Annotated in this window: 21 protein-coding genes and 3 pseudogenes; 10 read left to right on the top strand and 14 right to left on the bottom strand. The window is 66.5% G+C overall.

Annotation, left to right across the window (positions count from 1 at the left end; translation table 11 throughout):
- Positions 1-97: 97 nt before the first annotated feature.
- Positions 98-691: pseudogene (locus ABIC51_RS22690) on the bottom strand (IS256-like element ISBcen18 family transposase); the annotation flags it as partial.
- 222 nt (positions 692-913) lie between these two features.
- Between ABIC51_RS22690 and ABIC51_RS22685 the strand changes: the two are divergent.
- Positions 914-2,095 (top strand): hypothetical protein, encoded by a 1,182-nt coding sequence (locus tag ABIC51_RS22685; RefSeq protein ID WP_275934596.1) that lies wholly within the window; start codon positions 914-916, stop codon positions 2,093-2,095.
- Here ABIC51_RS22685 and ABIC51_RS22680 read toward each other — a convergent pair.
- Positions 2,067-3,265, bottom strand: a protein-coding gene (locus ABIC51_RS22680; RefSeq protein WP_166488176.1) for an IS3 family transposase whose coding sequence is annotated in 2 segments (ribosomal slippage) — positions 2,067-2,950 and positions 2,950-3,265 — 1,200 coding nt in all. Because the reading frame shifts where the segments join, the coding sequence is not laid out codon by codon here. The two genes, ABIC51_RS22685 and ABIC51_RS22680, sit on opposite strands and share 29 nt — an antisense overlap.
- Positions 3,266-3,331: 66 nt before the next feature.
- Between ABIC51_RS22680 and ABIC51_RS22675 the strand changes: the two genes are divergently transcribed.
- Positions 3,332-4,075, top strand: coding sequence for a hypothetical protein (locus ABIC51_RS22675; RefSeq protein ID WP_275934598.1), 744 nt, complete (start codon positions 3,332-3,334; stop codon positions 4,073-4,075).
- Positions 4,076-4,438: 363 nt separating this feature from the next.
- Here the strand turns inward: ABIC51_RS22675 and ABIC51_RS22670 are convergent.
- Positions 4,439-4,960: pseudogene (locus tag ABIC51_RS22670) on the bottom strand (mechanosensitive ion channel family protein); the annotation flags it as partial.
- Between the two features lie 493 nt (positions 4,961-5,453).
- Between ABIC51_RS22670 and ABIC51_RS22665 the strand changes: the two are divergent.
- On the top strand, positions 5,454-7,172 hold the full coding sequence (locus tag ABIC51_RS22665; RefSeq protein ID WP_175897537.1) for a SulP family inorganic anion transporter: 1,719 nt from the start codon (positions 5,454-5,456) through the stop codon (positions 7,170-7,172).
- Positions 7,173-7,180: 8 nt separating this feature from the next.
- On the opposite strand, the gene ABIC51_RS22660 is transcribed toward ABIC51_RS22665, so the two are convergent.
- Complete coding sequence (locus ABIC51_RS22660) at positions 7,181-8,056, bottom strand: LysR substrate-binding domain-containing protein (RefSeq protein WP_175897536.1); 876 nt, start codon at positions 8,054-8,056, stop codon at positions 7,181-7,183.
- A gap of 95 nt (positions 8,057-8,151) precedes the next feature.
- Here ABIC51_RS22660 and ABIC51_RS22655 point away from each other — a divergent pair, with 95 nt between their 5' ends.
- Positions 8,152-8,751 (top strand): LysE family translocator, encoded by a 600-nt coding sequence (locus ABIC51_RS22655; RefSeq protein ID WP_027791871.1) that lies wholly within the window; start codon positions 8,152-8,154, stop codon positions 8,749-8,751.
- Positions 8,752-8,787: 36 nt separating this feature from the next.
- Here ABIC51_RS22655 and ABIC51_RS22650 read toward each other — a convergent pair whose 3' ends face one another.
- The 5 genes from ABIC51_RS22650 to ABIC51_RS22630 all read right to left on the bottom strand — a co-directional run bounded on the left by ABIC51_RS22650 (position 8,788) and on the right by ABIC51_RS22630 (position 12,757).
- Positions 8,788-10,242, bottom strand: a complete 1,455-nt coding sequence (locus ABIC51_RS22650; RefSeq protein ID WP_175897535.1) for a DHA2 family efflux MFS transporter permease subunit — start codon at positions 10,240-10,242, stop codon at positions 8,788-8,790.
- A complete protein-coding gene (locus tag ABIC51_RS22645) occupies positions 10,239-10,802 on the bottom strand; it encodes an isochorismatase family protein (RefSeq protein ID WP_175897534.1) in 564 nt (187 codons plus the stop codon). Before ABIC51_RS22645 ends, ABIC51_RS22650 begins: the two co-directional genes overlap by 4 nt.
- 68 nt (positions 10,803-10,870) lie before the next feature.
- Positions 10,871-11,326, bottom strand: a complete 456-nt coding sequence (locus tag ABIC51_RS22640) for a MarR family winged helix-turn-helix transcriptional regulator (RefSeq protein WP_027791868.1) — start codon at positions 11,324-11,326, stop codon at positions 10,871-10,873.
- Between the two features lie 73 nt (positions 11,327-11,399).
- Positions 11,400-11,633 (bottom strand): DUF7661 family protein, encoded by a 234-nt coding sequence (locus ABIC51_RS22635; protein WP_027791867.1) that lies wholly within the window; start codon positions 11,631-11,633, stop codon positions 11,400-11,402.
- A gap of 41 nt (positions 11,634-11,674) precedes the next feature.
- Positions 11,675-12,757 carry a serine hydrolase gene (locus tag ABIC51_RS22630; RefSeq protein WP_146253924.1) on the bottom strand — a complete coding sequence of 361 codons (1,083 nt, stop codon included), beginning with the start codon at positions 12,755-12,757 and terminating at the stop codon, positions 11,675-11,677.
- A gap of 230 nt (positions 12,758-12,987) precedes the next feature.
- On the opposite strand from ABIC51_RS22630, the gene ABIC51_RS22625 reads away from it, so the two are divergent.
- Positions 12,988-13,977: a YxiH-YxzG fusion protein gene (locus ABIC51_RS22625; protein WP_175897533.1), complete on the top strand. Its 990-nt coding sequence runs from the start codon at positions 12,988-12,990 to the stop codon at positions 13,975-13,977.
- Here ABIC51_RS22625 and ABIC51_RS22620 read toward each other — a convergent pair.
- A complete protein-coding gene (locus ABIC51_RS22620) occupies positions 13,974-14,252 on the bottom strand; it encodes a hypothetical protein (RefSeq protein WP_059854141.1) in 279 nt (92 codons plus the stop codon). The two genes, ABIC51_RS22625 and ABIC51_RS22620, sit on opposite strands and share 4 nt — an antisense overlap.
- Positions 14,253-14,303: 51 nt before the next feature.
- Between ABIC51_RS22620 and ABIC51_RS22615 the strand changes: the two are divergent.
- A pseudogene (locus ABIC51_RS22615) lies at positions 14,304-15,179 on the top strand (LysR family transcriptional regulator).
- A 75-nt stretch (positions 15,180-15,254) separates the two neighbouring features.
- On the top strand, positions 15,255-15,539 hold the full coding sequence (locus ABIC51_RS22610; RefSeq protein ID WP_027791863.1) for a transcriptional regulator: 285 nt from the start codon (positions 15,255-15,257) through the stop codon (positions 15,537-15,539).
- 70 nt (positions 15,540-15,609) lie between these two features.
- On the opposite strand, the gene ABIC51_RS22605 is transcribed toward ABIC51_RS22610, so the two are convergent.
- The 3 genes from ABIC51_RS22605 to ABIC51_RS22595 all read right to left on the bottom strand — a co-directional run bounded on the left by ABIC51_RS22605 (position 15,610) and on the right by ABIC51_RS22595 (position 21,572).
- The gene (locus ABIC51_RS22605; protein ID WP_175897532.1) at positions 15,610-16,353 is read right to left on the bottom strand and encodes a transporter; all 744 of its coding nucleotides are present in this window, start codon (positions 16,351-16,353) and stop codon (positions 15,610-15,612) included.
- 79 nt (positions 16,354-16,432) lie between these two features.
- The gene (gene mgtA / locus ABIC51_RS22600) at positions 16,433-19,198 is read right to left on the bottom strand and encodes a magnesium-translocating P-type ATPase (protein WP_146253928.1); all 2,766 of its coding nucleotides are present in this window, start codon (positions 19,196-19,198) and stop codon (positions 16,433-16,435) included.
- A gap of 712 nt (positions 19,199-19,910) precedes the next feature.
- Positions 19,911-21,572 carry a S8 family peptidase gene (locus ABIC51_RS22595; RefSeq protein ID WP_059697405.1) on the bottom strand — a complete coding sequence of 554 codons (1,662 nt, stop codon included), beginning with the start codon at positions 21,570-21,572 and terminating at the stop codon, positions 19,911-19,913.
- Between the two features lie 421 nt (positions 21,573-21,993).
- Here ABIC51_RS22595 and ABIC51_RS22590 point away from each other — a divergent pair, with 421 nt between their 5' ends.
- The 3 genes from ABIC51_RS22590 to ABIC51_RS22580 all read left to right on the top strand — a co-directional run bounded on the left by ABIC51_RS22590 (position 21,994) and on the right by ABIC51_RS22580 (position 25,083).
- Positions 21,994-22,890, top strand: a complete 897-nt coding sequence (locus tag ABIC51_RS22590) for a glutamate/aspartate ABC transporter substrate-binding protein (RefSeq protein WP_049098212.1) — start codon at positions 21,994-21,996, stop codon at positions 22,888-22,890.
- Between the two features lie 396 nt (positions 22,891-23,286).
- Complete coding sequence (locus ABIC51_RS22585; RefSeq protein WP_027791858.1) at positions 23,287-24,540, top strand: multidrug effflux MFS transporter; 1,254 nt, start codon at positions 23,287-23,289, stop codon at positions 24,538-24,540.
- Between the two features lie 21 nt (positions 24,541-24,561).
- Positions 24,562-25,083: a GNAT family N-acetyltransferase gene (locus ABIC51_RS22580; protein ID WP_175852993.1), complete on the top strand. Its 522-nt coding sequence runs from the start codon at positions 24,562-24,564 to the stop codon at positions 25,081-25,083.
- Between the two features lie 52 nt (positions 25,084-25,135).
- On the opposite strand, the gene ABIC51_RS22575 is transcribed toward ABIC51_RS22580, so the two are convergent.
- Positions 25,136-25,828, bottom strand: coding sequence for a hypothetical protein (locus ABIC51_RS22575; protein WP_354006641.1), 693 nt, complete (start codon positions 25,826-25,828; stop codon positions 25,136-25,138).
- Positions 25,829-26,032 lie beyond the last annotated feature (204 nt).

Raw genomic sequence — 26,032 nt, 5'->3', positions numbered from 1 at the left:
GAACCCATTCGATCACGTCGCCGGTTGATCACCGTCCGAACAGGGTGGGGAATTTTACTTCGACACTTCTGGGGAAATTACGTCCGAGGTTGACACTGACCACCCCGTCGTCGCGGATCTTGACCCGCAGCGCATCGAAGAACACGACCGGATACATCGCCTCGAGTGGGCGGCTCTGCCAGCTTAGCGCCTCGGCCATCACCTCGTCGGTGACCGAGCTGATGAAGTCGGGCGACACTTCGGTGCCGTAGTGCTCGGCCAGAAACCCTTGAATCTCGCGCACGCTCATGCCACGCGCGTACATCGCGATGATGCGTTCGTCGAAGCCGGTGAAGCGGCGCTCGTGCTTGGGAATCAGGATCGGCTCGAAGCTGCCGTCACGGTCACGAGGGACTTCGACACGAACCGGGCCGCGATCCGTGATGACCGTCTTGCCGCTGGCGCCGTTGCGCTCGTTGGCTTGTCCGGCCGGCTTGGACTGGCCCGACGGGTAGCCCAGATGCAGATTCATCTCGGCGCCCATCGCGCGTTCGATGACCGCCTTGTTGAACGCCAGCATCAGATCCTGAACCTCGGTCGGCGTCATCGGCCCCTTGACCAACTGGTCCAGCAGTTCCTTGGGCAACTCGGGCAGCGGCCCGCGGGCCGCTGCCTGACGCGCTACGGTTTGTCTCTTCTTTTTCATCGGCATATCCATGACTTTTATACCTCATGATATGCCCCGCCCACGAAATGACGGATAGGTCCCGCTGCGCTGCATGCGCCTCATCGATCTCTGGTACCGACAATTCAGTTCATCGGGCGATTTGCTCGTGTTGACCGAGCGACAGGAAAAGGCACTCTCATCGCTCCGCTAGCTCGCGTCCAGAATGCGACTACCGCGCTCCTGAAAGAGGGTGTTGATCTTGCGCGAATGATTGATGAAGCGGCGGCCGCTGAGCTGGCGGGGGATGCAGACGGCCAAGCGCTACTCGAACGCCTTCCCGTCAAGCGAATCGCAGAGTCTGACTACGAAGCGGTTTCGCCTTTGGCACTGGAGCTTTACGCCCACGTGCGGGTATTCCACTGTTCTCAAGCTCCCGACTTTGCGGCAATCGGGGACCGCATCACGCGCCACGTGCGGGTGATGAAGCAATGGTCCTCGGACGACGGGACCGTCAGCCTCCTACTTACTGCCGACGAAAATCCGCCCAGCTGGGCAACGTCGGATGTGCTGTCGAACATTCGCCATGATGCATTCCTTTTTATCTATTATCCGACTACCCAGCGGTGTTATATCGGCTCGACACGACGTACAGAGAAAATATACCTTGGGCTAATGAACAAGGTCTGTCCGTCGGCACATCAAGCACTAAGCTATGAAGAAACGAGTCGTGCGCGCGCGGGACTGCAGGCCGTTAAGTTCTATAACGTAGGCCTAAAAAACAATACGTTCAACTCGCAAGCGGAAACCTATAGAACTCTTACAGGGCCAGCCGCAGAGCGGGCGGTGAATGCGGGAGACGGCCGTGCTTACTCTCAAGGCCACTACTTCGGAAGCGGTATAGCTGGTGACATCAAGGAGACCATTGGGGCGAGCAGCAGTTCTCGGATTTGGAGCAATCAGCGACTAACTGTAGCGGAGTTTTTGAGTTGGGTAGGGAGAATAGACACTCGGCTGACAGGAAGTGCACCGTTTGCAGCAACACAGCTGGACCTGGTTCGCGCGACCACAACATTACGTGTGCTTCCGGATACGGTTATAGCGGGAACTTGGCCGAAGGCAGGCTTCAAGGCGAATCACCGCATACGTTACCGCCGTGGTGCCGGAGAGCGACCAATGTACCGACGACTTACTGACTGGGAGTTTTGCAGTTTTGAATCGCGCCCCGCTGAAGCACGGTTGCATTTTTCGGTGACGTCCGAAGATATCAGCGTGCGCATGAGATTCGCAGTTGGCCAGGGCAATATGGTTTCGCAGGCCGAGGAGGATGCAAGGCTGGAAATCGAGTCGGCCATCGACTCGTGGATGCCCCTCGCTGAGTGGTTGTGGAGTTGCCCCTGTAACTCAGGACACGCGGACACCGTTAGGTTGATGACACCGCATTACGCCTGAACTCGCGAGGCGAGCGGTATTTCAAGGCTTTGTGCGGGTGGCGCTCATTGTAGTGTTCAAACGCGATAGCCAGACGCGAGAGCGCTGTTGGTGCGTCAGACTTGTCCATATAGGCGACGTAATTGTCCTTCATGGTCTTCACGAACGATTCCGCCATGCCATTGCTCTGCGGCGAACGGACCGGTGTGGTCAGCGGCTCAAGACCCAGTTCGCGAGCGAAGCTGCGCGTGCGGTGGTCGATGTAGGCCGAGCCGTTGTCCGTCAGCCATTCAATGGGCTGCGCGGCCTGCGTGGTGCCGAAGCGCTGTTCGACGGCGGCCAGCATCACGTCGCGCACCACATCACCGCTATGCCCGCCGGTCGTTGCTGCCCAGCTAATCGCCTCGCGGTCGCAGCAGTCCAGCGCAAACGTCACGCGCAGCGGCGTACCATCGTCGCACCGAAACTCGAAGCCATCGGAGCACCAGCGGGTGTTGCTGCGGTCCACCGCAACGCGACCGTCATGTCGCCGCTTATCTCGCCGCACGCCAGGGCGGCGCAGCAGCAACTGATGCTCCCGCATGACCCGATACACGCGCTTGACGTTGATGCACGGCGCACCGCTCTGCTCCCGACTGCGGCGCAGCAGCGCCCAGACACGGCGGTAGCCGTAGGTGGGAAGGTGCGCCACATGGGCCTGAATCTCCTCGACCAGCCCGGCATCGTTGGTCACGCGGGCACGGCGACCATCGCGCCAGTCGGACGAGCGAGCTCGCTTCACCGCCACGGCAGAGCGCGCCACGCCGAGAACTTCGCAGACCGTCTTCATCGGTCGTCCCCCGGCAGCAAGGGCGAGCGCGCAATCAGGTTTTTTGAACGGCCCCATTCCACGGCTTCTTTCAGGATTTCGACCTCCAGCGTCTTCTTCCCAAGTAGCCGTTGCAGTTCCTTGATTTCCTTGATGGCGGCGGCCAGCTCAGATGCCGGCACAACGGTTTCGCCTGCCTTCACCGCCGCCAGACTGCCTTCCTGGTATTGCTTGCGCCAGCCGAACACTTGGTTGGCGTTGACGCCGTGCCGACGTGCAACGGCCGACACCGACGCTCCCGGCTCCAATGTTTCCTGCACGATGGCGATTTTTTCTTGCGCCGTGCGCCGACGACGGCGCTCCGGCTCGGTCAGAATTTCGATGCTTTCCACGTAATGACTAGGCTTACTGATAGGCACAAGACTATCCCTTATTTTAAGAGAGTCCTCGTGTCCTCAGATACGTGGGGTCGCTCCAGGTTGTCCGAGCATCCCCCCATTTTCTACGCAGCTGACAAATCATCATTTGAAGGGATGAATTTGATGGCGGCGCCACAGCTCCAGACCCGTGCACTCGCCCAAGGTGACGCCGAAGTGATTGACTGGAACGGTTGCGATGTGACCATAGAGTTTCTCGTCGATGATGGGACACCGCGCGCGCTGGAGCGCAGAGCGCAACTTGCAGGGCGCGCGACTGTGCAAGAACACTTGGAGCGACATCTTCTGGACCAGGTAGACGTCATTGCGCTGTTCTACGACCACAGGTCTGGCGAGGCTGCAGACTACATAGCTGTAAGTGTTGGGCAACACGCGGACGTCAAGATTACCCTGTACCACTGCAAGGGGGCGGGGGGCTCCCCGAGTGGTGGGCGGGTTGGCGACGTGTACGAAGTCGCTGGGCAGTTGGTCAAATCGGTCTACTACTGTGATGCGAGCATCCTGCTTGGGCATATGCAAGACAGAATGAACGCCCGTTACGCATCGCCCTCACGATTTTTGCGTGGTAGCTTGGACATGCTTCGGCAATTAATTGAGGACACGATGGCAACGAAGCTAAGCTTTATCGTCGTGGGCGTCCAGCCGGGAATTCGACGCAGCATAGTCAATGAACGTCTGGTCGACCTCATGGTGTTTGGGGTCGACTATGCCCGGCAGGGTGGCGCAGCGAATGCCTATTGGCTGATAAGCGAGTAGTGCCTTGCGCGTCGCGTGAAGCAGTTGCGGCAAATAGGTTTCTGAGAACGACGGATAAGCGGGTCCTATGTTCTTCGTCAGGCGTAAAGGGGCGGCCTTGCGTTGAATGACGCCGTCGTGCAGCTTGGCGAACAGAGCTGGCGCTTCCATTGATGCGGGTTCGCGCCGCGACGGCGGCTCTGGATTTGATCAGCGCTGGGCGGGCGGGTTGAGAGTTCGGATGCCTCATGGAAGATTTATGGTTCAAATGCCGTGCACATGGAAGATTTATGGTGTATGTGGTCGTTTATGGTACCGGTTTCTTCCTTTCGTTTTTGACAAAACGTGGAAGTTATATGGTTGTTTCGCCGGAAGCCAATTGAGTTCCTCCACAATCAGCATCAGCACCGCCGACATCGCACCGATGCCGGACAGCAGCAGGCCGATCTGCTTGCCGGTTGCGTCGCCGATCACGACGAGCGCGGCCGTGATGAACATCACGAGCTTGACGAGCTGCATCGCGCCTTTCAGCGACAGGCGCGGCTGGTCGCGCTGGTACGTGCGATGCGCGTGTTCGAGCGCCGAAAGCGTCGCGCTCACGGTCATCGTCACGAGGAACACGATCAGCGCGAACAGCACCTTGTCGGCGACCTGCGCGGCCGTATCGGGAATGCCGGGCACCACGCCGAGCCCGAGCTTGATCACGACGAACGGGACGATGCGGTTCAGCCACTTGAATGCGCCGAACTCGAACAGCGCGTCGTCGACGCGCGTGGCGGAAAGCCGCGCGAGCCGCGCGACCACGCGGAACAGCAGGAAATGGACGACGGCGGTGATCGCGCCGGCGGCGGCGAGCAGGATGAGGATGCCGACGAGCGGCGCAAACCAGGATTCGTTCAGGGTCATAGGGGCAAACAGGGGCCTTCTCGTGCGTTGAACCGGCGCCGCGACGCGGCGCGCGCCCGGTGAAGGGCGCATGAAAGGGACCGTGATTGTGCCATCGGGTTCCGGGCACGTCGCCGTGAACGCGCGGCGCGCGGCTCCCGGATCGGCTCACCATTGCGCAGGTCTCCTCTGCAATCGGGTGAGGGCGGGTGACGAAAGCGCGTCACCGCAAGCCGGTGCGCGCGCGGGTTGCCGGATGCGCCGCCGGTTCGTCCGGAATCGGCGCGACGCCGCTGCGGCGGGCCTGCGCGCTTCAATGCGCGTGCACGGCGATCCATGCAATCATGCGGGCGTCGCAGGGTTGTCGGCGTGCCGTTCGCCGTTGCGCGCGGGCCATCCGTCGACGGTGAGCGACACGTGCCGCCTTCGCGCACTTGCCATGCGATGCCTGCCGGGGGCACGATGCGCGAACGACTTCGCGAACCACGTCACCCCGTATTCACGCACTTCACGCATGCAAGATTCCAACGAAAGCCGCCCGTCAGGCGTGCGGCTGCTGAAAGGCATCCTCCCGATCCGCCGTGGCGGGGCCGTCCGCGACATTCTCGCGGGCATTTCGCTCGCGTCGATGGACATCCCGCAGGTGCTCGGCTACGCGCGCATCGCCGGCATGCCAGCCGTCACGGGCCTCTACACGGTGTGCCTGCCGCTCGTCGCGTTCGCGATCTTCGGCGCGTCGCGGCATCTGGTGGTGGCCGCCGATTCCGCGACCGCGACGATCTTCGCGAGCCGGCTGTCGTCGATGGCGCCGGCCGGCAGCGCCGAATACGTGGCGCTGGCCGGCATGGTCGCGCTGCTGACCGCCGCGATGCTGCTGCTCGCACGCATCTTCAAGCTCGGTTTTCTCGCCGACTTCCTGTCGCGCACGGTGCTGGTCGGCTTTCTCGCCGGCGTCGGCGTGCAGGTGTCGATCGCGATGCTCGGCGACATGCTCGGGCTGGCCGTACCGTACCCGGCGTCGCGCAGCCTGGCGCAGCTCGACTACGTCGTCACGCATCTCGTCCACACGAACCGGCCGACGTTTGCGCTCGCGGCGCTCGTCGTCGTCGCGATTCTCGCCGGCAAGCGGTTCCTGCCGCGCGTGCCGATGCCGATGATCGCGGTCGCGGGCAGCATCGCGGCGAGCGGCACGTTCGGATTCGCCGCGCACGGCATCGCGGTGCTCGGGCCGGTCGCGGGCGGGCTGCCGCCGCTGCGCTGGCCGTCCGTCACGTGGCAGCAGTTCCTCGATCTCGTACCGGTCGCCGCGTCGTGTTTCGTGATGATCATTGCGCAGAGCGCGGCCGCCGCGCGCGTGTTCGCGCAGCAGTATCGCGAGGACGTCGATACCAATGCCGACATCCTCGGCCTCGCGGCCGCGAACGCCGCGGCGGCGGTGGGCGGCGCGTTTGTCGTCAACGGCAGCCCGACGCAGACGGCGATGGCCGACGGCGCGGGCGTGCGCAGCCAGATCGGGCATCTCGCGTTTGCGGCCGTGGTGGCGGTGGTCCTGCTGTTCTTCAGCACGACGCTGCAGTATCTGCCGCATGCGGTGCTGGCCGGCATCGTGTTCACGATCGCGCTCGGGTTGATCAACGTGCGCAGCCTCGCCGCGATCCGCAGGGAAAGCCCCGGCGAGTTCACGCTTGCGCTGGTCACGGCCGTGGCCGTCGTGACGGTCGGCGTCGAGCACGGCATCCTGCTGGCCGTCGCGCTGTCGCTGATGCGGCACGTGCGCCACAGCTACCAGCCGCACACGATGGTGCTCGAACCGGTCGAAGGGAACGGCAGGTGGCAGCCGGTGCCCACGCGGCGGGGCGCGATGACGGCGCCGGGGCTGATCGTCTACCGGTTCGGCTCCGACCTGTTTTTCGCGAACGATCACCTGTTCGCCGCCGAAGTGACCGAGCTCGTCGATGCGGCGCCGGTGCCGGCGCGCTGGTTCGTCATCGATGCGGGGGCCGTCACCGACATCGATTATTCGGCCGCGCGCACGCTGACCGATCTCGTCAGGATGCTGCACGCGCGCGGGATCGGCGTGCTGTTCGGGCGTGTCAACCGCTACCTGCGCGCGGACATGGATCGTCACCGGATCACGGAGATCGTCGGCGCGTCGTGCATCTTCCCGACGCTGCACCAGGCGCTCGAGGCCGCCGGCACGACGCCGGCGCCGCAGGAGCCGGGCACCGTGTAGCGTCGGCCCTATGCAGCCGCGCGCAGGCGCGCGAAGCCGTTGCGCAGGTGGCGCGCGAGTTCCGTCGCGGCCGGCGTGTGCTGGCCGCGCGGCAGATGAAGGTTGATCGCGAAGTTCGGCAGCGCGGGCAGGCCGCTGCCGGCCGGCAGGATGTCGAGGTCGGCCGGCACGGTCGACGCGAGCCACGCGGTGACGGCGAGGTCGGAGCGCACGGTCGCGGTGGTGGCGTCGATGCTGCCGTTCTCGAACACGGTGCGCCACGCGCGATCGCAGCCGCGCAGCGCGTCGAGCACCGTCGGGCGGAACGCGCAGGTCGGCGCGACCATCGATACGGGCAGCGGCGTGTTCCGGTACGCGGTGCCGCCTTTCGCGCCGACCCAGACCAGGCGGTCGACGGCGATGCACTCGCCGCGTGACGGCCCGACCGGCGCCTCGATCAGCGCGACGTCGAGTTCGCCCTGCGCGAGCCCCCGGTGCAGCTCCGGCGACGCCTCACACACGAGCGTGAGCGCGACCTGCGGATGCGCCTGCGCATAACCCTTCAGGATCGGCGCGAGACAGGTGCCGACGAGATCCTGCGGCGCGCCGAGGCGCACGGGGCCGTCGACCGCGCCGGCCGTCATGTTGGCCAGCAGCGCATCGTGCACGGCGAGCAGCCGGCGCGCCTGCCCGAGCAGCCGCTCGCCGTCCGCCGTGAGCAGCAGGTTGCGGTGCTCGCGGACGAACAGCGGGCCGGACAGCGTTTCGAGCCGCGCGACCTGCTGGCTGATCGCGCCTTGCGTCAGGTGCAGCGCGCGGCTGGCCGCCGTCATGCTGCGATGATCGGCGACCGTGACGAAGGCGCGCAGCAGCGCGATGTCGAGATGACGTGCCATGCGGCGCATTATGAACGCTAATGACAGGCATAAAAAGCTTTCGCTGTCGTAATGGCGGGATCGCGCGTAAAACAGGGCTTCGACGACGCCAACCGGGAGCTTCCGTGCCGTTCCGAGACTACCTGCCGCTGATGCTGTTCGTGATCGTGTCCACCGTGACGCCAGGCGGCGCGACGACGCTCGCCACTGCGTCGGGCGCGCATTTCGGCTATCGGCGTTCGCTGCCGATGATGGCCGGCATCGCGGCCGGCCTGGCGTCGATGGCCGCGGCGGCCGCGGCCGGGCTCGGCGGCGTGCTGCTTGCGCTGCCCGCGTTGCAACTCGTAATGAAGGCGGTCGGTTCGGTGTACCTCGTGTGGCTGGCCGTGCGCATCGGGCGCGGCGGCAAGCCGCGGCTGGATGCCGAGGTGCACCGGCCGCAGGGTTTCATCAGCGGCGTCTGGATGCTCTGGCACAACCCGAAAGGCTGGGCGATGACGCTCGGCGCGGCCGCGTCGTTCGCCGCGCTCGCGTCCGGCCCGGCCCGGCTCGGCATATTGCTCGGGCTGGCGTTCGGCGTGGCCGCGATGGCGTCGCTGTCGCTCTGGTGTTTCGCCGGGCTGCTGTTCGCGCGGGTGTTGCGCACGGAGCGGCAGTGGCACTGCCTGAATGCGGCGCTCGGCGTGCTGCTCGTGATCTCGATCGTGCCGATGTGGCTGCCGTAGCGGGTCGGCCGCACGTGTCGTGCGGCCGACCGAAGGTCAGCGCGAACCGGCGCGCGCGGTGCCGGCCGGCTGCCCGCCCGCACCGGCCGACCACAACGGCAGGCGCAGCGTCGTGACGACGCTTGCCGCGTGCAGCACGCAAAGCAGGCCGAACGCCCACGCATACGCGTTTGCCGGCGTGCCGCCGCCCGCCGCCGATTCGACCTGCAGCCGCCATGCGAGGAACAGCGTGCACACGGTGGTGAACGTCGGGCCGCCGAGACGCTGCACGATATTGAGCGAGGTCGTCGCCATCGGCAGGTTGCGGCGCTCGACCGACGCATACGCGGCGGCGATCGACGGCGCGCCGATCGCGCTCTGGCCCATGCCGCGCAGGAACAGCGCCGGCACGAGCAGGTAAGGGTCGTAGCCGGTCAGCGCGAGGAACACGAACGGCAGCGTCGCGAGGAGTGCGAGCAACGCGCCGGCCGAGGCCAGCCGGCGCACGCCGAACCGGCTCGTCAGTGCGCCCATCGACGGATACGTGACGAGCATGCCGAGGCCCATCGGCGCGAGCAGCCAGCCCATTTCGCCGGGCGTGCGCCCGCACGCCTGGATCAGGAACACAGGAATCAGCATCTGGCCCGCGAACAGCGCGCCGTTCGACAGGAACTGCGTCGACGCGGCCGCGCCGAACACCTTGCCGCGAAACAGCGCAAGGTCGATCAGCGCATCGTCGCCGTTGCGCGTCTCGGCCCGCAGGAACGCGGCGAGCAACAGCGCCGACACGACGATCGCCGCGATGCCGGGCGCTTCGTTGATCCGCTCGATGCCGTACAGGAACAGCACGAGCCCCGGCGACAGCAGCGCGAGGCCGACCCAGTCGAGCGTGCGCCGTTGCGCGTCGTCGCGGTCGGCGAGCAGGAACCGCGCGGCCAGCACGAGCGCCAGCACGCCGACGGGCAGGTTCACGAGAAACAGCCAGCGCCACGACGCGTGTTGCAGGATCGCGCCGGCCACGACCGGGCCGAGGATCGGCGCGAGCAGCACGGGCACGGCCGCATAGCCGATCACGCGCGCCATCTGCTGGCCGGCGACACGCGCGATCATCATCTGCGCCATCGGCGCGAGCAGCCCGCCGCTGACCCCTTGCAGCACGCGGAAGGCGATCAGCGACGGCGCGGACCATGCGAGCCCGCACAGGGCCGACGTGAGCGTGAATACCGAGAAGCACCACAGATACAGCGCCTTTGCGCCGATCCGGTCGACGAGCCAGCCGTTCAGCGGCAGCACCAGCGTCAGCGCGAGCAGGTAGCCGCTCGTCACCCACTGGATCGTCGCGAGGCTCGCGTGCAGGTCGGTCGCGAGGCTCGACAGCGACACGTTGACGATCGTCGCGTCGAGCTGCGACAGCAGCGAGCCGAGCGTGGCGACCGCGCCGACCTTCCAGATCGACGGATCGAGCCGGCCGGCCGCGCGGCCCGGCGCCGGCTGCGCGCGTTCGCCGCTCACACGCCGCGCCGGTCGAGCAGCGCGACGATGTCCTGCGTCGTGCCCGTCTCGCCGAGGCGCGGGAACAGGCGCTCGACGCTGTTCGCATGCGCGTCCGCGTTGAGGTCGGTCATCGCGTCGATGGCGAGCGTGACGTTGTAGCCGAGTTCGTGCGCCTGCCGTGCGGTCGACTCGACGCCGATGCTCGTCGCGACGCCGGCCAGCACGATCTGCGTGACGCCGGCGGCCTTCAGGTGCGCGTCGAGGCCGGTGCCGGTAAACGCGCCCCAGGTCTTTTTCGTCACGACGTGGTCGCCGGGCTGACGGTTCAGTTCGGGGACGAGCTCGGTCCAGTCGGGGGGCAGCGCACCGGTGCGCGCCTGCTGCTGCGTGCGGCCCGGCGCAACGCCGGCGACGTTGACGAGCACGACCGGCAGGCCGCGGCCGCGGAATGCGTCGAGCAGCGCGCGGCTGTGTGCGACCACCGGCTCGACCGGGTGCGCGGTGGGGAGGGCGACGATGCCTTTCTGCAGGTCGATGACGACGAGTGCCGTGTTCGTGTCGAGACGGGTTGCGCTCATGATGGGGGCTCCGTGGAAGGGACGAGGAAAGCCGTGCGCGCGAATGCCGCGAGGCGCGCGGGCCGGGTTCACTGCTCGCCGATGCGGCGGATCAGCGGGATTGCGGCGGCGAGCGTGTCGATGTCTGCGGGGTCGAGCTGCTCGATCGCGGCGCCGAGCCACTTGTGCTTGGCGGCGTTGCGCTTGAGCCGTGCGTCGAGGCCGGCCGCGGTCAGCCGGAACAGGATCTGGCGGCCGTCGGTCGGATGCGGTTCGCGCTCGACGAGACCGTCTTCCTCGAGGCTCGCGAGAATCGCCTTCATCGATTGAGGCTTCATCGCTTCGGCGCGCGCAAGATCGGCGGTCGTCATCGGCCCGTGCCGCTGGAGTCGCGCGAGCGCGCTCGTCTGGGACATGCCGAGCCCGTCGGATTCGATCTCGGAGCGGAGCCGGCGGACCAGCTGGCCGACCGCGAGGGTCAGGTCGGCAGCGACGATATCGGCGGAAACGCCGGATTTGCGTGGAGGGTTCATGCGGCGGATCATAGAACACGACAGCTAAACTTGCAAGTTTAGCTGTCGAATTGACCGCCGGTTCGAGGTACGGCCGGGTGTGCGGTTACGCGCGGCGGAGCGGGACCGGTACGACCTCGTTGTATCTCGGGGTCGCGCTCTCGTGCAGCAGGTCGCCGAGGTATTGCGCGAGTTCGTCGGCGGCGAGCGCGGACGGAATGTGCAGGTTGGCCGCGCGTCGCTTGCCTTCGGTGCCGAGATCGAACACGGCCCAGCGGTCGTCCTTGCGCACGACGGCGAGTAGACGGCCAAATGCGTTGAAGCGGTATTCGTCCTGCATGGCTGCGCTCCCGTAGGTGACTGCGCCGGCCGCCCGCGCGCTCACTGGATCGAGCAGGACAGCCAGCGATGGATCTTGATGGCATCGCTCGAGACGCCCGCACGCGTCGGTGCGCCGAGCAGCACGACCGTTTCGCGGCGGCCCTTCACACGCATGCGCATCACGACGCCGTGCCCCGACTCGTTGATGAAGCCGGTTTTCTGCAGCCGGATCGGCAGGCGGCGGTAGCGGACGAGCGGGTCGGAATTCACGTACACCAGCTCGCCGTCGCCCGGGCGTACGGTGGTGGACGTATCCGTCGAGAAATAGCGGATCAGCGGGTCCTGCGCCGCCGCGCCGACGAGCTTCGCGAGATCCTCGGCCGTCGACACGTTGTGCGGCGACAGGCCGGTCGGCTCGCGGAAGTGCGTATGGTGCATGCCGAGCCGGCGCGCTTCGCGATTCATCGCGTTGACGAACGCGGCGCGCCCGCCCGGATAGTCGCGGCTCAGCGCGGCGGCCGCGCGGTTTTCCGACGACATCAGCGCGATATGGAACATCTCGCGGCGCGACAGTTCCGAGCCCACCTGCAGGCGCGAGCCGGTGAACTTGATCGTGTCGCGGTCGCGCGCGGTGACGCGCAGCACGCCGTTCAGCGGACGGTCGGCATCGCGCGCGACGACGGCCGTCATCAGCTTCGAGATCGACGCGATCGGCCGCACCGTGCGTGCGTTGCGCGCCAGCAGCGGCGTGCCGGAGTCGACGTCGAGCACGTAGGCCGCACGCGAATGCAGGGCATTGACCGCGCGCGGGGTGTAGCCGCAGCTTGCCATCAGACGCGGTTTCGCGGCGGCCGGGCGCGGGCGGACGGCGGTCGTGCGCTTCGCGCGGCGATGCGGGGCCGGGGCGGCGTGACGCTTGATCGTCTGATGCTTCGCACTCGGGCGACGATGCTTGACCGCCTTGTGCTTGCGGTGGGGTTTCTTCTTGACGGCTTTCTTGTGCGGATGCGCGTGGGCCTGCGCGGTGCGATGCGGCTGCGCGCGCTGCGCGGACGCGTTCGCGGCGAACGCGAGCAGCAGGAACGAGAGAGCGAGGATCAGCGTGGTCCGGGCGCGAGGCACGCGCGCGATGAGGCCGGTCAAGCGAAAGTCTCCTTTCCACGCGCGAGGTGGCGGCGCGGAATGCATGGGCGGTCAGCGGGTGCGGGAAATTATAAGGTCGATCGCGGGAGGATGACGATAGCAGCCGGCCGTCGGCGCGCTGTTTTGCCGGCTGCCGCTGCGGTGCGCCGCGTTTTGCGTCGATATGTCGCGCCGGCGTGACAAACGATGGTACGGCCGGCAAGATGGCGAGCCCATCGCCAGGAGAACCCATGTCCCGCCAACCGCACGCGCTGCCCGTGCTGCCGCTTGCATCGATCGGCAGCCTGTCCGCGACAGGTGAACTCGTTGCCTTCAACGTCGGCGCGGACGATGCGTTGTACACGGCATTTGCACTGGAATCGCTCGACGACCGGACACGCTCCGACGGCGCTTCGTTCGCGATCACGACACCGTCGGCTGCGCGGCGCTATCGCTTGATTGCGTGGCGGGACGGCGAAACGCTGCTCGATCTCGTCGTCGACAACGAACCGTTCGATATTCACGAGATCCAGCCGGTGGGAGACGATCTGCTGGTGGTTTGCTGTCGATCCTCTTATCGCGGGCCGGACGACTTCGACCTGAACGGCCGCCTCTATCGCCGCGACGGCACGCGTTGCGGAGAAATACTGCTGGGCGACGGCATCCGGTCCGTGCAGGTCACGGGCACGGGGGAAATCTGGACGTCCTATTTCGACGAGGGTGTCTTCGGCAATTTCGGCTGGGGGGCGCCGGTCGGGGCGTCCGGACTGGCCGCCTGGAGCCGGCGCGGCGAGCAGCTTCATGCGTTCTCGCCGCCCGAGGGGCTGGGCCCGATCGACGACTGTTATGCGCTCAACGTTCAGGGCGACCACGACGTCTGGTTGTATTACTACAGCGAATTCGCGCTCGTCCACTTGCGCTACCGGCAGCCTGTTGCGTCATGGCGTATTCCGGTCAAGGGCAGTCACGCGTTCGCGGTGATGGAAGACCAAGCGCAACACGGCGGGTTCGTGGCGCTGCTGTGCGGGGCATACGGCGATCGCGACGTGTTGCAGCTCGTGCGTCTGGGCACCGATGGCCAGGTACGGGTGGTACGCGCGTATCGCATGCTGAATGGTGATTCGGCGCCTGTGGGTGTGGCACGCGCGGTCGGCCGTGGTCGTGCGCTGTACGTTGTCGGCACGGACGGCAACGTGTATCGGATCGACATGGCGGGGCTTTGCGCGGCCGGTACCGCTTAACGCGGCCAGTTCCGCCGCGACACGACCGCGAAACTGATCGCGATCGACCCCGTTACCACGCGCGGCGGCGGGTCGTCGAGCGCATCGCCGAAGCGAAAACGGCGGCTGCGTCCGTCGCTGCGTTCGGCACGACGTTTCGGCGCACGTGTATCGGCCGCGGCGGTGCGTTCGTTCGCGACGGCCGTATCGCACGGCTGGTCGGCCACGCAGTCGGCGGCATGATCGAGGGGCATGACAGTCGGTTCCGGGAAGGGCATGCCCGTATTGAACGTCATTGCATTCGATCGGTAAAATGAATGTTTCAATCGTTACGATTCCTTTTAAGAATGGAATTGAAACTGCTGCGTACGTTCCTGACCGTCACCGAGCTGTGCCATTTCAGCCGCGCGGCCGATGCGCTGCACATGAGCTAGCCGGCACTGAGCAAGCAGATCGGCGCGCTGGAGGCGAGCCTCGGCGGCAAGCTGTTCGAGCGCGGGCGGCACGGCGCGGAGCTGACGCCGTTCGGCGAGCGTTTCCTGCCCGACGCGCAGGCGCTCGTGCGCGATGCCGACGAGATCCTCGCGCGCGCACGGGAGGCGACCAGCGGGCAGCGCGGGCATCTGCGGCTCGGCATTTGCCTGTCGGTGCTGACGATCGTGCCGAAGCGGGTCGCGGAGTTTCGTCGCCGCAATCCGGGCATTGCGGTCACGTTGAGCGACCTGTCGTCGTCCGAGCAGACACGCCGGCTGCACGCGGGCAAGCTCGATGCCGGGTTTCTGCGCTTGCCGGCCGACGAAGGTTTGTCGTCGTTCAAGGTGGTCGACGAGGGGCTCGCGCTGGCGGTGCCGCCGCATCTCGGCTTCAAGCGCGTGCCGGCCGATCTCGACGTGCTCAACGAGATCGGCTTCATCGCGCTGCAGCGTGCGCGGGGCCCGGGGCTCGCCGCGCAGATCGATCGATGGTGCGTCGAGCGCCGCTTCGTGCCGCACGTGACACAGCAGGCCGAGGACGTGCAGTCGGTGCTGACGTCGGTCGCGGCCGGTGTCGGCGTCGCGTTCATTCCGTCGCGCGCGCAGTACCTGCTGCGCGATGCGACGGTGCTGCCGCTCGATGGCCGGGACGCAAAGTGGAGCGTCGGGCTGGCTTGGCGGTCGGATCGCGACGATCCCGTGACCACGCGCTTCGTGTCGTTCATGCGCGCCGCGATCAAGGACGCCTGACGGGCGAAGCGATATAGTCTCCGCAATCGGCGCTGAATGCGCGAATGAATCTCCTGTCTGCTACGGACCGAATCGATGACCTCAGAATCCGACGAATCCCCGCTCGATCCCGCACTCGTCGCGACGCTCGCAACGCTGAACGACGCCGCGAGCGATCCGGCCGGCAAGACCTGGTCGTTGCCGAAGATCGCGAAACGCACGCAACTGCCGATGAGCACGCTGCGCCGCGTGCTGACGCAGCTCGACGCCGCGGGCCTGAGTACGACGACGCTGAACGAAGACGGCACCGGCAGCGCCGCGCTGACCGACGAAGGGCGCGCCGTGTGCGCGCAACTGTTCGGCGCGAACGACACGCAATGAAAAACGGGCCGCTGGAAGCGGCCCGTCGTCTGGCGGTTCGGTATGCGGTTCGATGCCGCACACCTGCGTGTCACCACCGCACCGTGACGCCGCCCATCACCGAATGATCGTAGGTCTGGTCGTTCAGCCCGCGCCGATAGCCGATGTCGAGATCGAGCCACGGCTTCGGCGAATAGATCGCGCCCGCGATCGCGAACGCGGGATTCGCGCCGGCGCCGCGCTCCGTGTTGCGCGACGTGCCGATGTCGGCCACGATCTGCAGCTTGTCGGTCGCCTTGTAGATCGCCGCGCCCGACACGGCCCAGATCGACGTCAGGTCGCCCTGGCGATTCGGCTGGTACGTCATGCCCGCATTCGCGAGGAACGAAAATCGCGCGACGTCGAGCTGTGCGAGCAGCGTTGCGCCGGCACCCGCGCGGCCGGTGCCGAGCCCGCGCCGGTCGTTGCCGGTCGGCGTCGTCAGTTTCGGCTTCAGCGCGACCGACAGCGGGCCGCGTTCGACGAACCGCCATTTCATGCCGATCTCGACATCGCCGAGCCCGGCGCCATGTTCGTCGGAGCGTGCCTGCAGATGCGTGTAAGGCACGTTCACGTAGAGATCGACGCGTTCGCCGAACCCGCGCGTGAGCGTCGCGTTCCACAGCTGGTGGCGGCCGTTTTCTTCCTGTTTCGAGGTTTCCTCGGCGTTGAACTCGAACTGCCGGTTCGCGTTGCCCTGCGTGCCCGTGTCGTCGCTGACGAGCGGATGGGTGGCGAGGGCATCGAACGGCGCGAGGAGGGCGCTCGCGGCTGCGAGCGGAAGCATTCTCTTCATTGCATCACCTGTGTCGTGCATGGCGGGCCGGCCGGCCCACGGCGAAGCGCGTGGGCCGGCCGGCTTCAGGCCGGGACCATCAGAACCACTGCTTGTAGCGGCGCACGTAGATCGTCTTGACGATCTGCGCGAGCAGGATATAGCCGACCATCGTCGCGGCGAGCCACAGCCAGAAGGTGCCCGGCAGGTGCATGAAGCCGAGCGACTCCGCGAACGGCGAGAACGGCAGCCAGCAGCCGATCGCGATCGCGGTGAACGTCGACAGCAGCACCGGCAGCGCGGCCGTGCTCTGCAGGAACGGGATCTTCTGCGTGCGCAGCAGGTGCACGACGAGCGTCTGCGATACGAGGCTCTCGATGAACCAGCCCGAGTTCATCACGATCTGGCCGCCCGCACCGCCGTTCAGGTGATACATCGCACCCGCGCCGAATACCGTCCACATCAGGATGTACGTCGTGATGTCGAACACCGACGACGTCGGCCCGACCCACAGCATGAAGCGGCTGATGTTGCCGGCTTCCCACTTGCGCGGCTTCTTCAGGAACTCGGGGTCCATCTTGTCCCACGGCAGCAGCATCTGCGACGTGTCGTAGATCAGGTTCAGCACGAGCAGCTGCGTCGCGAGCATCGGCTCCCACGGCAGGAACGCGCTCGCGACGAGCACCGAGAACACGTTGCCGAAGTTCGAGCTCGCGGTCATGTTCAGGTACTTCAGGATGTTGCCGAACGTCTCGCGGCCCTTGATCACGCCTTCCTCGAGCACCATCAGGCTCTTTTCGAGCAGGATGATGTCGGCGGTTTCCTTCGCGATGTCGGCGCCGCTGTCGACCGAGATGCCGACGTCGGCGTCGCGCAGCGCGGGGGCGTCGTTGATGCCGTCGCCGAGGAAGCCGACCGTGTGGCCGTTCGCCTGCAGCGCCTTGACGATGCGTGCCTTCTGCAGCGGCGTCAGTTTCGCGAACACGGTCGTGCGTTCGACGACCTGCGCGAGCGTCGCGTCGTCGAGCGCTTCGATCTCCGTGCCGAGAATCGGCTTGCCGGGTTCGAGGCCGACCTGGCGGCACACCTTCATCGTGACGATCGGGTTGTCGCCCGTCAGCACCTTCACCGCGACACCGTTTTCGCGCAGCGCGGCGAGCGCCGGTGCGGCCGATTCCTTCGGCGGGTCGAGGAAGGTCAGGAAGCCGCGCACGACAAGGTCGTGTTCGTCGGCGGTGCGGTACTGCTGGCGCTCGTCGCCGCGCGGGATCGTGCGCGTCGCGAGCACGAGCACGCGGAAGCCGTCCTCGTTGTACGCGCTCGCCTGTTCGAGCAGCCGCTTGCGCGCGACGAAGTCGAGCGGACGCACGCCGTCTTCATCCTGCACGTGCGTGGAGACGGCCAGCATCTCCTCGACCGCGCCCTTGCAGATCAGCAGGTGCGTGCCGCGCGTATCCTCGACGACGACCGACAGGCGGCGCCGGACGAAGTCGAACGGCAGTTCGTCGATCTTCTTGTAGCCCTGCGGCTTCACGCGCTCGCCGATCTCGTCGGCACGTGCGACGACCGCGATGTCGATCAGGTTCTTCTGCCCGCTCTGGTGGAAGCTGTTCAGCCAGCCGAGCCGCAGGATGTCCTCGTTCTTGTGGCCCGACAGGTCGAGGTGATGCTCGAGGATGATCTTGTCCTGCGTGAGCGTGCCGGTCTTGTCGGTGCACAGCACGTCCATCGCGCCGAAGTTCTGCACCGAATTCAGGCGTTTCACGACGACCTTGCGGCGCGCCATCGCGACCGCGCCGCGCGCGAGGTTCGCGCTGACGATCATCGGCAGCATCTCGGGCGTGAGGCCCACGGCCACCGCGAGCGCGAACGTGAGCGCGCTCAGCCAGTCGCCCTTGGTCAGACCGTTGATCATGAACACGATCGGCACCATCACGAACATGAACTTGATCAGCAGCCAGCTCACGCTCGCGACGCCGCGGTCGAAGCTCGTCTCGATGCGCTTGTGGCTCACGACGTTGCGCGCGAGCGAGCCGAAGTAGGTGTCCTCGCCGGTCGCGACGACGACGGCCGTCGCCGTGCCGCTGACGACGTTGGTGCCCATGAAGCAGACGTTCTCGAGATCGAGCAACGATGCCGACGTATCGGTCGCCGCACCGGCCGCGCGCGTGCCGGCGGATTTGCCCGCGACCGCGCCGAGCGTGTCGTACTTCTCGACCGGCAGCGCCTCGCCGGTCAGCACGGCCTGGCTGATGAACAGGTCGCGCGACGCGAGCAGGCGCACGTCCGCCGGGATCATGTCGCCGGCCGACAGGTGCACGATGTCGCCGGTCACGACTTCGCGCATCGGCACCTCGCGGCGGGACGGCTCGGACGTGTCGGTCACCGCGCGCTGCACGGTCGCGGTCGTGCGGACCATCGCCTTCAGCTTCTCGGCCGCGCGCAGCGAGCGGAATTCCTGCACGAAACGCAGCAGCGCGCTGATCGTGACCATCGTCAGCAGGATCGTCATGCCGACGTAGTCGCGATCGTCGGGTGCGGCGAACCAGACGTCGGTGAAGAAGCTGATGGCGGCCAGCACCAGCAGCACGTAGACGAACGGGTTGTGGAACGAGAGCAGCAGCTGGCGGGTCCAGTGCGGCGGCTTGTCGTGCGCGATTTCGTTCGGGCCGTCGTGCTGCAGGCGGCCGGCGGCCTGATCGTAGGTGAGGCCGCGCGTGCTGGTGTTCAGCGACTTCAGCGTGTCTTCGAGCGGACGGGCCGCTTCTTGCGCGGCGCGCATGATGCGCGGTTCGTTCTGCGGGCCGGTGCCGGCCTTGATGAAGCCGCGTTGTTTCTTGTGCGAGGTGTTGTGTCGTGTTGTCATGAGTCGCTCCTTGCGCACGAGGCGGCGGGCGGGGAGCGACCGTGACGTTATCGACGCACGAGCGCTCCCCGCCGCGTCGCGTCAGGCGCGATCGGCTGTGGATCGGTGATGGCGGGAACGCTCGCCGGCGCGTGCGGTGCGGCCGGAGGGGCGATGCGCGGCGTCGCACCGGCGAGCGGTAATCGACTACTGTCGTCTGAGTTCATCTGCACTCCTGTCGGTTGCGGGTGATCGGCACGGGCGATCGAAGGCGACGCGCGCACGAAGGCGCGCGGCCAGACGGCACGCGAACGGAAGGCGCACGCGGCTGACGCTGCGCGCAACACGAACGCACGCGCGCGACGGCGCGGCGCGTGCGTTCGACAACATCGAAAATTCGGCGGGAGATCTGGCCGGTCAGGCCGGAAGGGCGCCGCATCCTGCTTCCCGGGATGCGGCAGAAGACGAGGCTCTGCGCGTTTTCCTCAGGCAGCAGTCAAGTTGGTCAGGCACCAACTACAACTCGCATCGGTGTTCACAGAACACTCCATGTAATTAGACGGGAGCGATGGTAATGGGTCGCTGTGCGAAGCGTCAACCCTTTTGTCGGTCGTTATTTCGGGAAACATGATCGGGGTGATGTGTGCGTGGCGCAGCCCCGGATTGCCGCGAATGAAACGGCCGCGCGCATGCGTGATCGGCATGCGCGCGGCCGCGTGGAAGCAGGGGCGGGTTACTGGCCGGCTGCCGCGATGGCGGCCCCTGCGTCGACAATGCCCGAGCCTGCCGGCATCGCGGTGCACGACGTGCCGGCCGCGAGCTTGGTCGTGCGCGCGCCGCCTTGCAGCTTCTGCTGGATCTGCGCGGGCGTGAGGGTGCCGTTCACCGACAGCATCAGCGCGGCGACGCCCGACACCTGCGGCGTCGCAAGGCTGGTGCCGTTCGCGAGGCCGTAGGTGTCCGAGCCCGGCGTCGTGGTGCCGGTGTTCGACGTCGACAGGATGTTGACGCCCGGCGCGCTCAGCGAGACATCGGCGCCGAAGTTGCTGAACGAGGCACGGCGGCCGGTCGCATCGGTGGCGCCGACGCTGATCACGCCGCGGCAGTTCGCAGGCTGGTCGAGCCCGGTCGACAGGCCGTCGTTGCCGGCTGCGACGACGACGGTCACACCCTTCGCGGTCACGTCGTCGATGGCCTGCTGGAACGTCGTGCTGCACGCGCCGACACCGCCGAGGCTCAGGTTGATGACCTTCGCGGGGCGCGGGTTCGTCGGCACGCCGTTCACCGGGATGCCGGCTGCCCAGCGCATCCCGTCGGCGATGTCGCTCGTCACGCCGCCGCACTTGCCGAGCACGCGTACCGGCAGGATCTGGCTGAGCCACGACACGCCGGCGATGCCGGTGCCGTTGTTGGCGGTCGCGCCGATCACGCCCATCACGCGCGTGCCGTGCCAGCTGCTGTCGCTCGGTTGGCTCGCGCAGTGATAGTACGGGCCGTTTGCGTTGTCGAGTTCCTGTTGCGTGACCCAGTCGCCCGGATCGGTTGCGTCAGGGTTGCGCGTCAGGCCGTTGTTGCTGGTGTTGACGTTGCTGATGAAGCTGTATCCGGACAGCACGTTGCCCATGAGGTCGGCATGCGGCCGGTAGCCGGTGTCGAGCACGGCCGTGACGACGGTCGGCGAACCCTTGGTCACGTTCCAGGCGGGCGGCAGGTCGATGCCGGCGGTCGGGTCGGACAGGTACCACTGCTGGTTGTAGAGCGGATCGCTCGGCGTGTCGCGGATCTGCATCGGGTGATCCGGTTCCGCGTAGTCGACGTCCGAATCGGCCGCGAATGCCTGCGCGAGCGCGGCTGCGTCGGTGGCTGCCATGCGCTGGCCGAGCGACAGCACGGCCGCGCCGTTCGAGATCGTCCGTTCGACCTGTACGTTCACCGGGGCTTGCCCGACCGTGCTCGCATAGGCGCGTGCACTGCCGGCGACCGGTGCCGTCCAGCGCGTCATCGAGCGCTGGATGACCGCGTCGAGCCGCGTCCCGTTGTCGATGGCCGCCATCGCGCGCGTGGCCGTCAGCGTCTTCAGCTTGACGATCAGGTGATCGATCGGCGCTTCTGCCGGCGCGGCCTGCGCCGCCATCTGCACGGCGGCCTGCTGCGTCGCGCATGCATTGTTGCCGGCCGAGGCGGGCGGGGTCGTCGGAGTGCCGGGAGCGGGCGTCGGGGCGGGGGCAGGTGCCGGTGCCGGCGCCGCGTTGGAAGAAGACGGGTTGCTGCCGTCGCCGCCGCCACCGCCGCCGCAACCGGCGAGGGGCAGAAGGGCGGCGGCGGACAGCATGCCGGCGAGCATGCGCGCATGTGCAGAGCGCGCCAGCGCAAGATTGAAACGCTTGGTTCTCATGTTGAAACTCGATCCTCGTAGATAACCGTCGTGCCGGCGGTGGCGCTGGTCCGGCTGACCCGGACCTTGTCGTTTTTGTCTGGCGGCCGCGGCAAGCTTGCTGCGACGCGCCATGCACTGGGTAACGGCTGGCGCGGCGGCTTCTTGAGTACGTTTCACGAGAAAAACCGGGGCTGGCGCAAACGATTACGTTGCTGCGCCGCAGCACGAACACGTGTTTGGAACGTATGGCACAGAAGGCGGGGTGAGCCCGCGTGCGGCCGGTCGGGCGAAATGTGCGGCGGGGGCCGGTTTGCGCGGCACGGCAAACGTCTTTCAATGCACGGCCACGGTGGAAGGTTGCTTACGCTTTCCCTGATGCGACGCGAATTTTGTCGGGCGTAGGATCGCGATTCGATCAACGTTTCGTCAGGAGAAAAGCATGGATCGCCGCTTATGCTGGCTGGCCGTCGCGCTGTCCTGTGCGCTGGCGGGTACCGCGCACGCGCAGGCCCTCACCGGCACGCTGAAGAAGATCAAGGACACGGGCGTCGTGTCGCTCGGCATTCGCGAATCGTCGGTGCCGTTCTCGTATTCGGACAACCAGCAGAAGAACATCGGCTATTCGCGCGACATCGCATCGCGCATCGTCGACCAGCTGAAGACGGAATTGAACCTGCCGAACCTCTCGGTGAAGGAGATCCCGATCACGTCGCAGAACCGGATTCCGCTGCTGCAGAACGGGACGATCGATTTCGAATGCGGATCGACGACGAACACGCTCGAACGGCAGAAGCAGGCCGCGTTCTCGAACAGCATCTTTCTTTATGGCATCCGCTTCAGCACGCGCAAGGATTCGGGCGTGAAGGATTTCGCGGACCTGGCCGGCAAGACGGTCGCGACGACGGCCGGCACGTCGGACGAGCGCCTGCTGCGCAAGCTCAACGAAGAGAAGGCGATGAACATGACGATCATCAGCGCCAAGGATCATGCCGAAGCGTTCATGAACGTCACGACCGGGCGCGCGGTGGCGTTCGTGATGGACGAGCCGTTGCTGTACGGCGAGATCGCGAAGGACCGCAACCCGGGCGCGTATACGGTGACGGGCACGCCGCTGGTTCACGAGAATTACGCGTGCATGATGCGCAGGGACGATCCGGCGTTCAAGCGCGTGGTCGACGGCGTGATTGCGAAGATGCAGACGTCGGGCGCGGCCGAGAAGCTCTACGACCAATGGTTCACGCAGCCGATCCCGCCGAAAGGCGTGAGCCTCAACTATCCGCTGTCGGCGGAGATGAAGCAGCTGTTCAGGAATCCGACGGATCAGGCGCAGTATTGACCGGATGCGGTGCTGATCGACATTCGGTAATGAAAAACCGCCGGTGCGTGCCGGCGGTCGCGGTTTGGAAGGCAAGTGGCTGGAACAGCATCAGGTCTTGATCTCCGGGCCGCGCGCGACCGGTGTCGCCGGGGACGCCGGGGACGCCGGGGACGCTCGAGGTACCGGCCCAAGTCAGGATTCGAGCGGCCTGAAGTGGCCCGAAGCGTCTGCTGCAATGCCCGTAGCGGATTTCCGGGTATGCCGCAATCGGCATTCAACCTCGTCCGTGCCAGGGGAATCCGGCGGCATGACGCGACAACAGGCACAATACGGCATTCGACATGACGCACGGGTGTTCGCGGTTCGAACATCGCACGACCGCGTCACCGCTGTCCGACATCCTCCCCAGTCGTCATGAACGCCACGCTCACTCCCGCGCGCGAGTCGAACTCGCCGCGTTTCCTGTTGTTCCTGATCTGCCTGTTCGCGTCCGCGGGCCAGCTCGCAATTGACATCTACGTGCCCGCGCTGCCCGACATGGCACGGTCGTTCGCGACCACGCCGCAGGCGATCCAGTCGAGCGTGTCCGGCTACATGGCCGCCTACGCGCTCGGCCAGCTCATCTTCGGGCCGGTCGCCGACGCATACGGGCGCAAGCGCGTGCTGGCGTTCGGGCTCGTGATCTACACAATCGGCTGTCTGCTGTCGCTCGGCGCGCAGAACCTGGAGACGTTCGTGCTGGCGCGCTGCCTGCAGGGTTTCGGGATCGCGACCACCAACCTGCTCGCGAAGGCGATCATCACCGATTCGTTCTCCGGCCAGGCGCTGATGCACGCGTTCACGTACATGTCGATCGCGTGGGGGCTCGCGCCGATCATCGCGCCGGTGATCGGCGCGCACCTGCAGGAATGGTTCGGCTGGCGCGCGTGCCTCGTGTTCCTGCTGGTGTACTCGCTGGTGATGTGGGCACTGCTGTGGCGATACCGCGAAACCTTGCCGAAGCCGGTGCATCTCGAGCCGCGCACGCTGATGACGAACGCGGGCAAGGTGCTGGCGAGCCCGGTGTTCCAGAGCTGCTTCCTCGCACAGGGGCTGTGCTACAGCATCCTGCTGGTGTTCAACATCGTCGGGCCGTTCATGGTGCAGACCACGCTGCACAAGCCGCCGACCTTCTTCGGTTATCTCGCGCTCGGCATCGGGCTCATGTATTTCCTCGGCGGGCTGTCGAACCGCATTCACGGCCGCGGGCTGCCGAGTGCCGAGCAACGGCTGCGTATCGGCGCGCGCGTGATGGCGGGGGCGTCGGTCGCGATGCTGGTGCTGGCGCTGACCGTCGGGCTGCGCGTGTGGACGCTCGCGACGCCGGTGCTCGTGATGGGTTTCTGCGCGGGTGCGATGTACCCGACGCTGATGGCCAAGGGCAATTCGCTGTTTCCGCATATCGCCGGCCTGACGAGCGCGATCCTCGGATGCGCGCTGCTGCTCGTGTCGTCCGCGATGATGGGGCTGGCCGGTTTCGTGTCGATCCATGTCCTGACGCCGCTCGCGGTCTTCTTCGTCGCGCTGTCCTGCATCGTCGTGTGGATGGTCACCAAGCTGCTGCGGTACCTGTCGCAGCAGCAGGCCGAGGCCGCGCCCGTCGCGTGCGGGCGTGGGGAGGCCGCGTAAATGCCGCCTGTCGACCGCCCCATGAACCCGATCCTGCTGAACCGCGTCGCCCGAACCGACGCCGCCGACCTGATCGCCGCCAATCGCGCGAGCCGGAGCCATCATCTGCCGTGGGTCGACTCGTTCACCGACCAGGCGGGATTCGACCAGTGGTTCGGCCGCTGCCTGACGGGGCCGAACGTCGGCTTCGTCGCGCGCGAGCGCGCGTCCGGGGCGGTGGTCGGCGTGGTGAACCTCAACGAGATCGTCGGCGGCGTGTTCCAGAGCGCGTATCTCGGGTACTACGGGATGGTGGCGTTCAGCCGCAAGGGGCTGATGACCGACGCCATGCGCGCGGCGATCGGTGTCGCGTTCGGTGAACTCGGGCTGCATCGGCTCGAAGCGAACATCCAGCCGGGCAACCATGCGTCGATTGCGCTGGTTCGGCGGCTCGGCTTCACGAAAGAGGGGTTTTCTCCGCGTTATCTGCGCATCGACGGCGCATGGCGCGACCACGAACGGTGGGCGCTGCTGGCCGACGACGCGCCCGAAGCGCGCGCCTGACGCGCGATACCAGGCAATAACGGGCGACGTTCGTCCCGCCGCCGGCCGCTTGTCAAAGCGGATGCGTCGCGCCGGCCTGCGTGAGCAGCGAAACCGCAGCCGGATCCGGCATCCCGTTCGCGTCGATCGCGCCGGCTTTCGCGAGCGCGACGAGATCGCTGTCGACACCCGGTTGCCCGACCGTGAACGACGTGGTCAGGAACGCCGGCGCCGTGAGCGTGACCGAATAGCGCTGCTGCAGGTTCGTCACCACGGCCGATTGCGCGGCCTGTACGGTGTTCGGGCTGTTCATCGCCTGCTGGTAGCGCGGATTGCCCTGGAAATTGCCGATCAATGCGGCGGTGTTCGTGCCGAGCTGGGCGGCGAGATAGACCAGCATCAGCTCGGTCTCGGGCGTCGTATTGAACGTGCCGCCCGCGTACGCGAGCGAATGCAGGCTCGTGCCGCCCGACGTCACGGTGACGACGCACGGCAGCTCGGCATTGACCGTCACGCGGTAGTTGCCGCCGCCGTCCGTCAGTGTCGTCGCCGAGCCCGTCACGTAGCTGACCGTCACCTGCGCGCTCGCGAGCGCGTCGCCCGTCGCGGCCGTGCCCGACAGCGCGACGGTTTGCGTGTTGTTGTTGTTGAAGCAGACGTCCACGCCGAAGCAGGCATCGCCGTTGCACGCCTGAAGCGCTGCGAGGGTGGCGAGGCAGAGCGTGCCCAGCGCGGGGCGGATGAAACGCCTGGGGTGCAGGTTCATGGTCGCTGGCCTTGAGGAGAGTGGGGCAACCGGCAGGCGCCGACGGTGCGGCGTCGTTCACATTCTATGTCCCGAAGCGGTGCACTGCTTGCCCGTTTCGGTCGTCTGGCCGGCCTGCGGCCGGACGCGGCCGGACGACGAGCGCGTCGTGCAGCGGCACGCTGGAATGACGAGATCCGGAAGTCGGCCGGAAACCTTTCAGTT

The organism is Burkholderia sp. 572, assembly GCF_040545135.1.
GTDB lineage: Bacteria > Pseudomonadota > Gammaproteobacteria > Burkholderiales > Burkholderiaceae > Burkholderia > Burkholderia cepacia.
This window is presented reverse-complemented; position numbering and strand designations above follow the sequence as displayed.

Coding starts and splice junctions, on each gene's coding strand:
- ABIC51_RS22590 (WP_049098212.1), top strand. CDS start 21,994: ATGGATCGCCGCTTATGCTGGCTGGCCGTCGCGCTGTCCTGTGCGCTG.
- ABIC51_RS22685 (WP_275934596.1), top strand. CDS start 914: ATGATTGATGAAGCGGCGGCCGCTGAGCTGGCGGGGGATGCAGACGGC.
- ABIC51_RS22620 (WP_059854141.1), bottom strand. CDS start 14,252: ATGACGTTCAATACGGGCATGCCCTTCCCGGAACCGACTGTCATGCCC.
- ABIC51_RS22645 (WP_175897534.1), bottom strand. CDS start 10,802: ATGAGCGCAACCCGTCTCGACACGAACACGGCACTCGTCGTCATCGAC.
- ABIC51_RS22580 (WP_175852993.1), top strand. CDS start 24,562: ATGAACCCGATCCTGCTGAACCGCGTCGCCCGAACCGACGCCGCCGAC.
- ABIC51_RS22625 (WP_175897533.1), top strand. CDS start 12,988: ATGTCCCGCCAACCGCACGCGCTGCCCGTGCTGCCGCTTGCATCGATC.
- ABIC51_RS22660 (WP_175897536.1), bottom strand. CDS start 8,056: ATGCGCCGCATGGCACGTCATCTCGACATCGCGCTGCTGCGCGCCTTC.
- ABIC51_RS22635 (WP_027791867.1), bottom strand. CDS start 11,633: ATGCAGGACGAATACCGCTTCAACGCATTTGGCCGTCTACTCGCCGTC.
- ABIC51_RS22640 (WP_027791868.1), bottom strand. CDS start 11,326: ATGATCCGCCGCATGAACCCTCCACGCAAATCCGGCGTTTCCGCCGAT.
- ABIC51_RS22605 (WP_175897532.1), bottom strand. CDS start 16,353: ATGAAGAGAATGCTTCCGCTCGCAGCCGCGAGCGCCCTCCTCGCGCCG.
- ABIC51_RS22665 (WP_175897537.1), top strand. CDS start 5,454: ATGCAAGATTCCAACGAAAGCCGCCCGTCAGGCGTGCGGCTGCTGAAA.
- ABIC51_RS22595 (WP_059697405.1), bottom strand. CDS start 21,572: ATGAGAACCAAGCGTTTCAATCTTGCGCTGGCGCGCTCTGCACATGCG.
- ABIC51_RS22585 (WP_027791858.1), top strand. CDS start 23,287: ATGAACGCCACGCTCACTCCCGCGCGCGAGTCGAACTCGCCGCGTTTC.
- mgtA (WP_146253928.1), bottom strand. CDS start 19,198: ATGACAACACGACACAACACCTCGCACAAGAAACAACGCGGCTTCATC.
- ABIC51_RS22575 (WP_354006641.1), bottom strand. CDS start 25,828: ATGAACCTGCACCCCAGGCGTTTCATCCGCCCCGCGCTGGGCACGCTC.
- ABIC51_RS22610 (WP_027791863.1), top strand. CDS start 15,255: ATGACCTCAGAATCCGACGAATCCCCGCTCGATCCCGCACTCGTCGCG.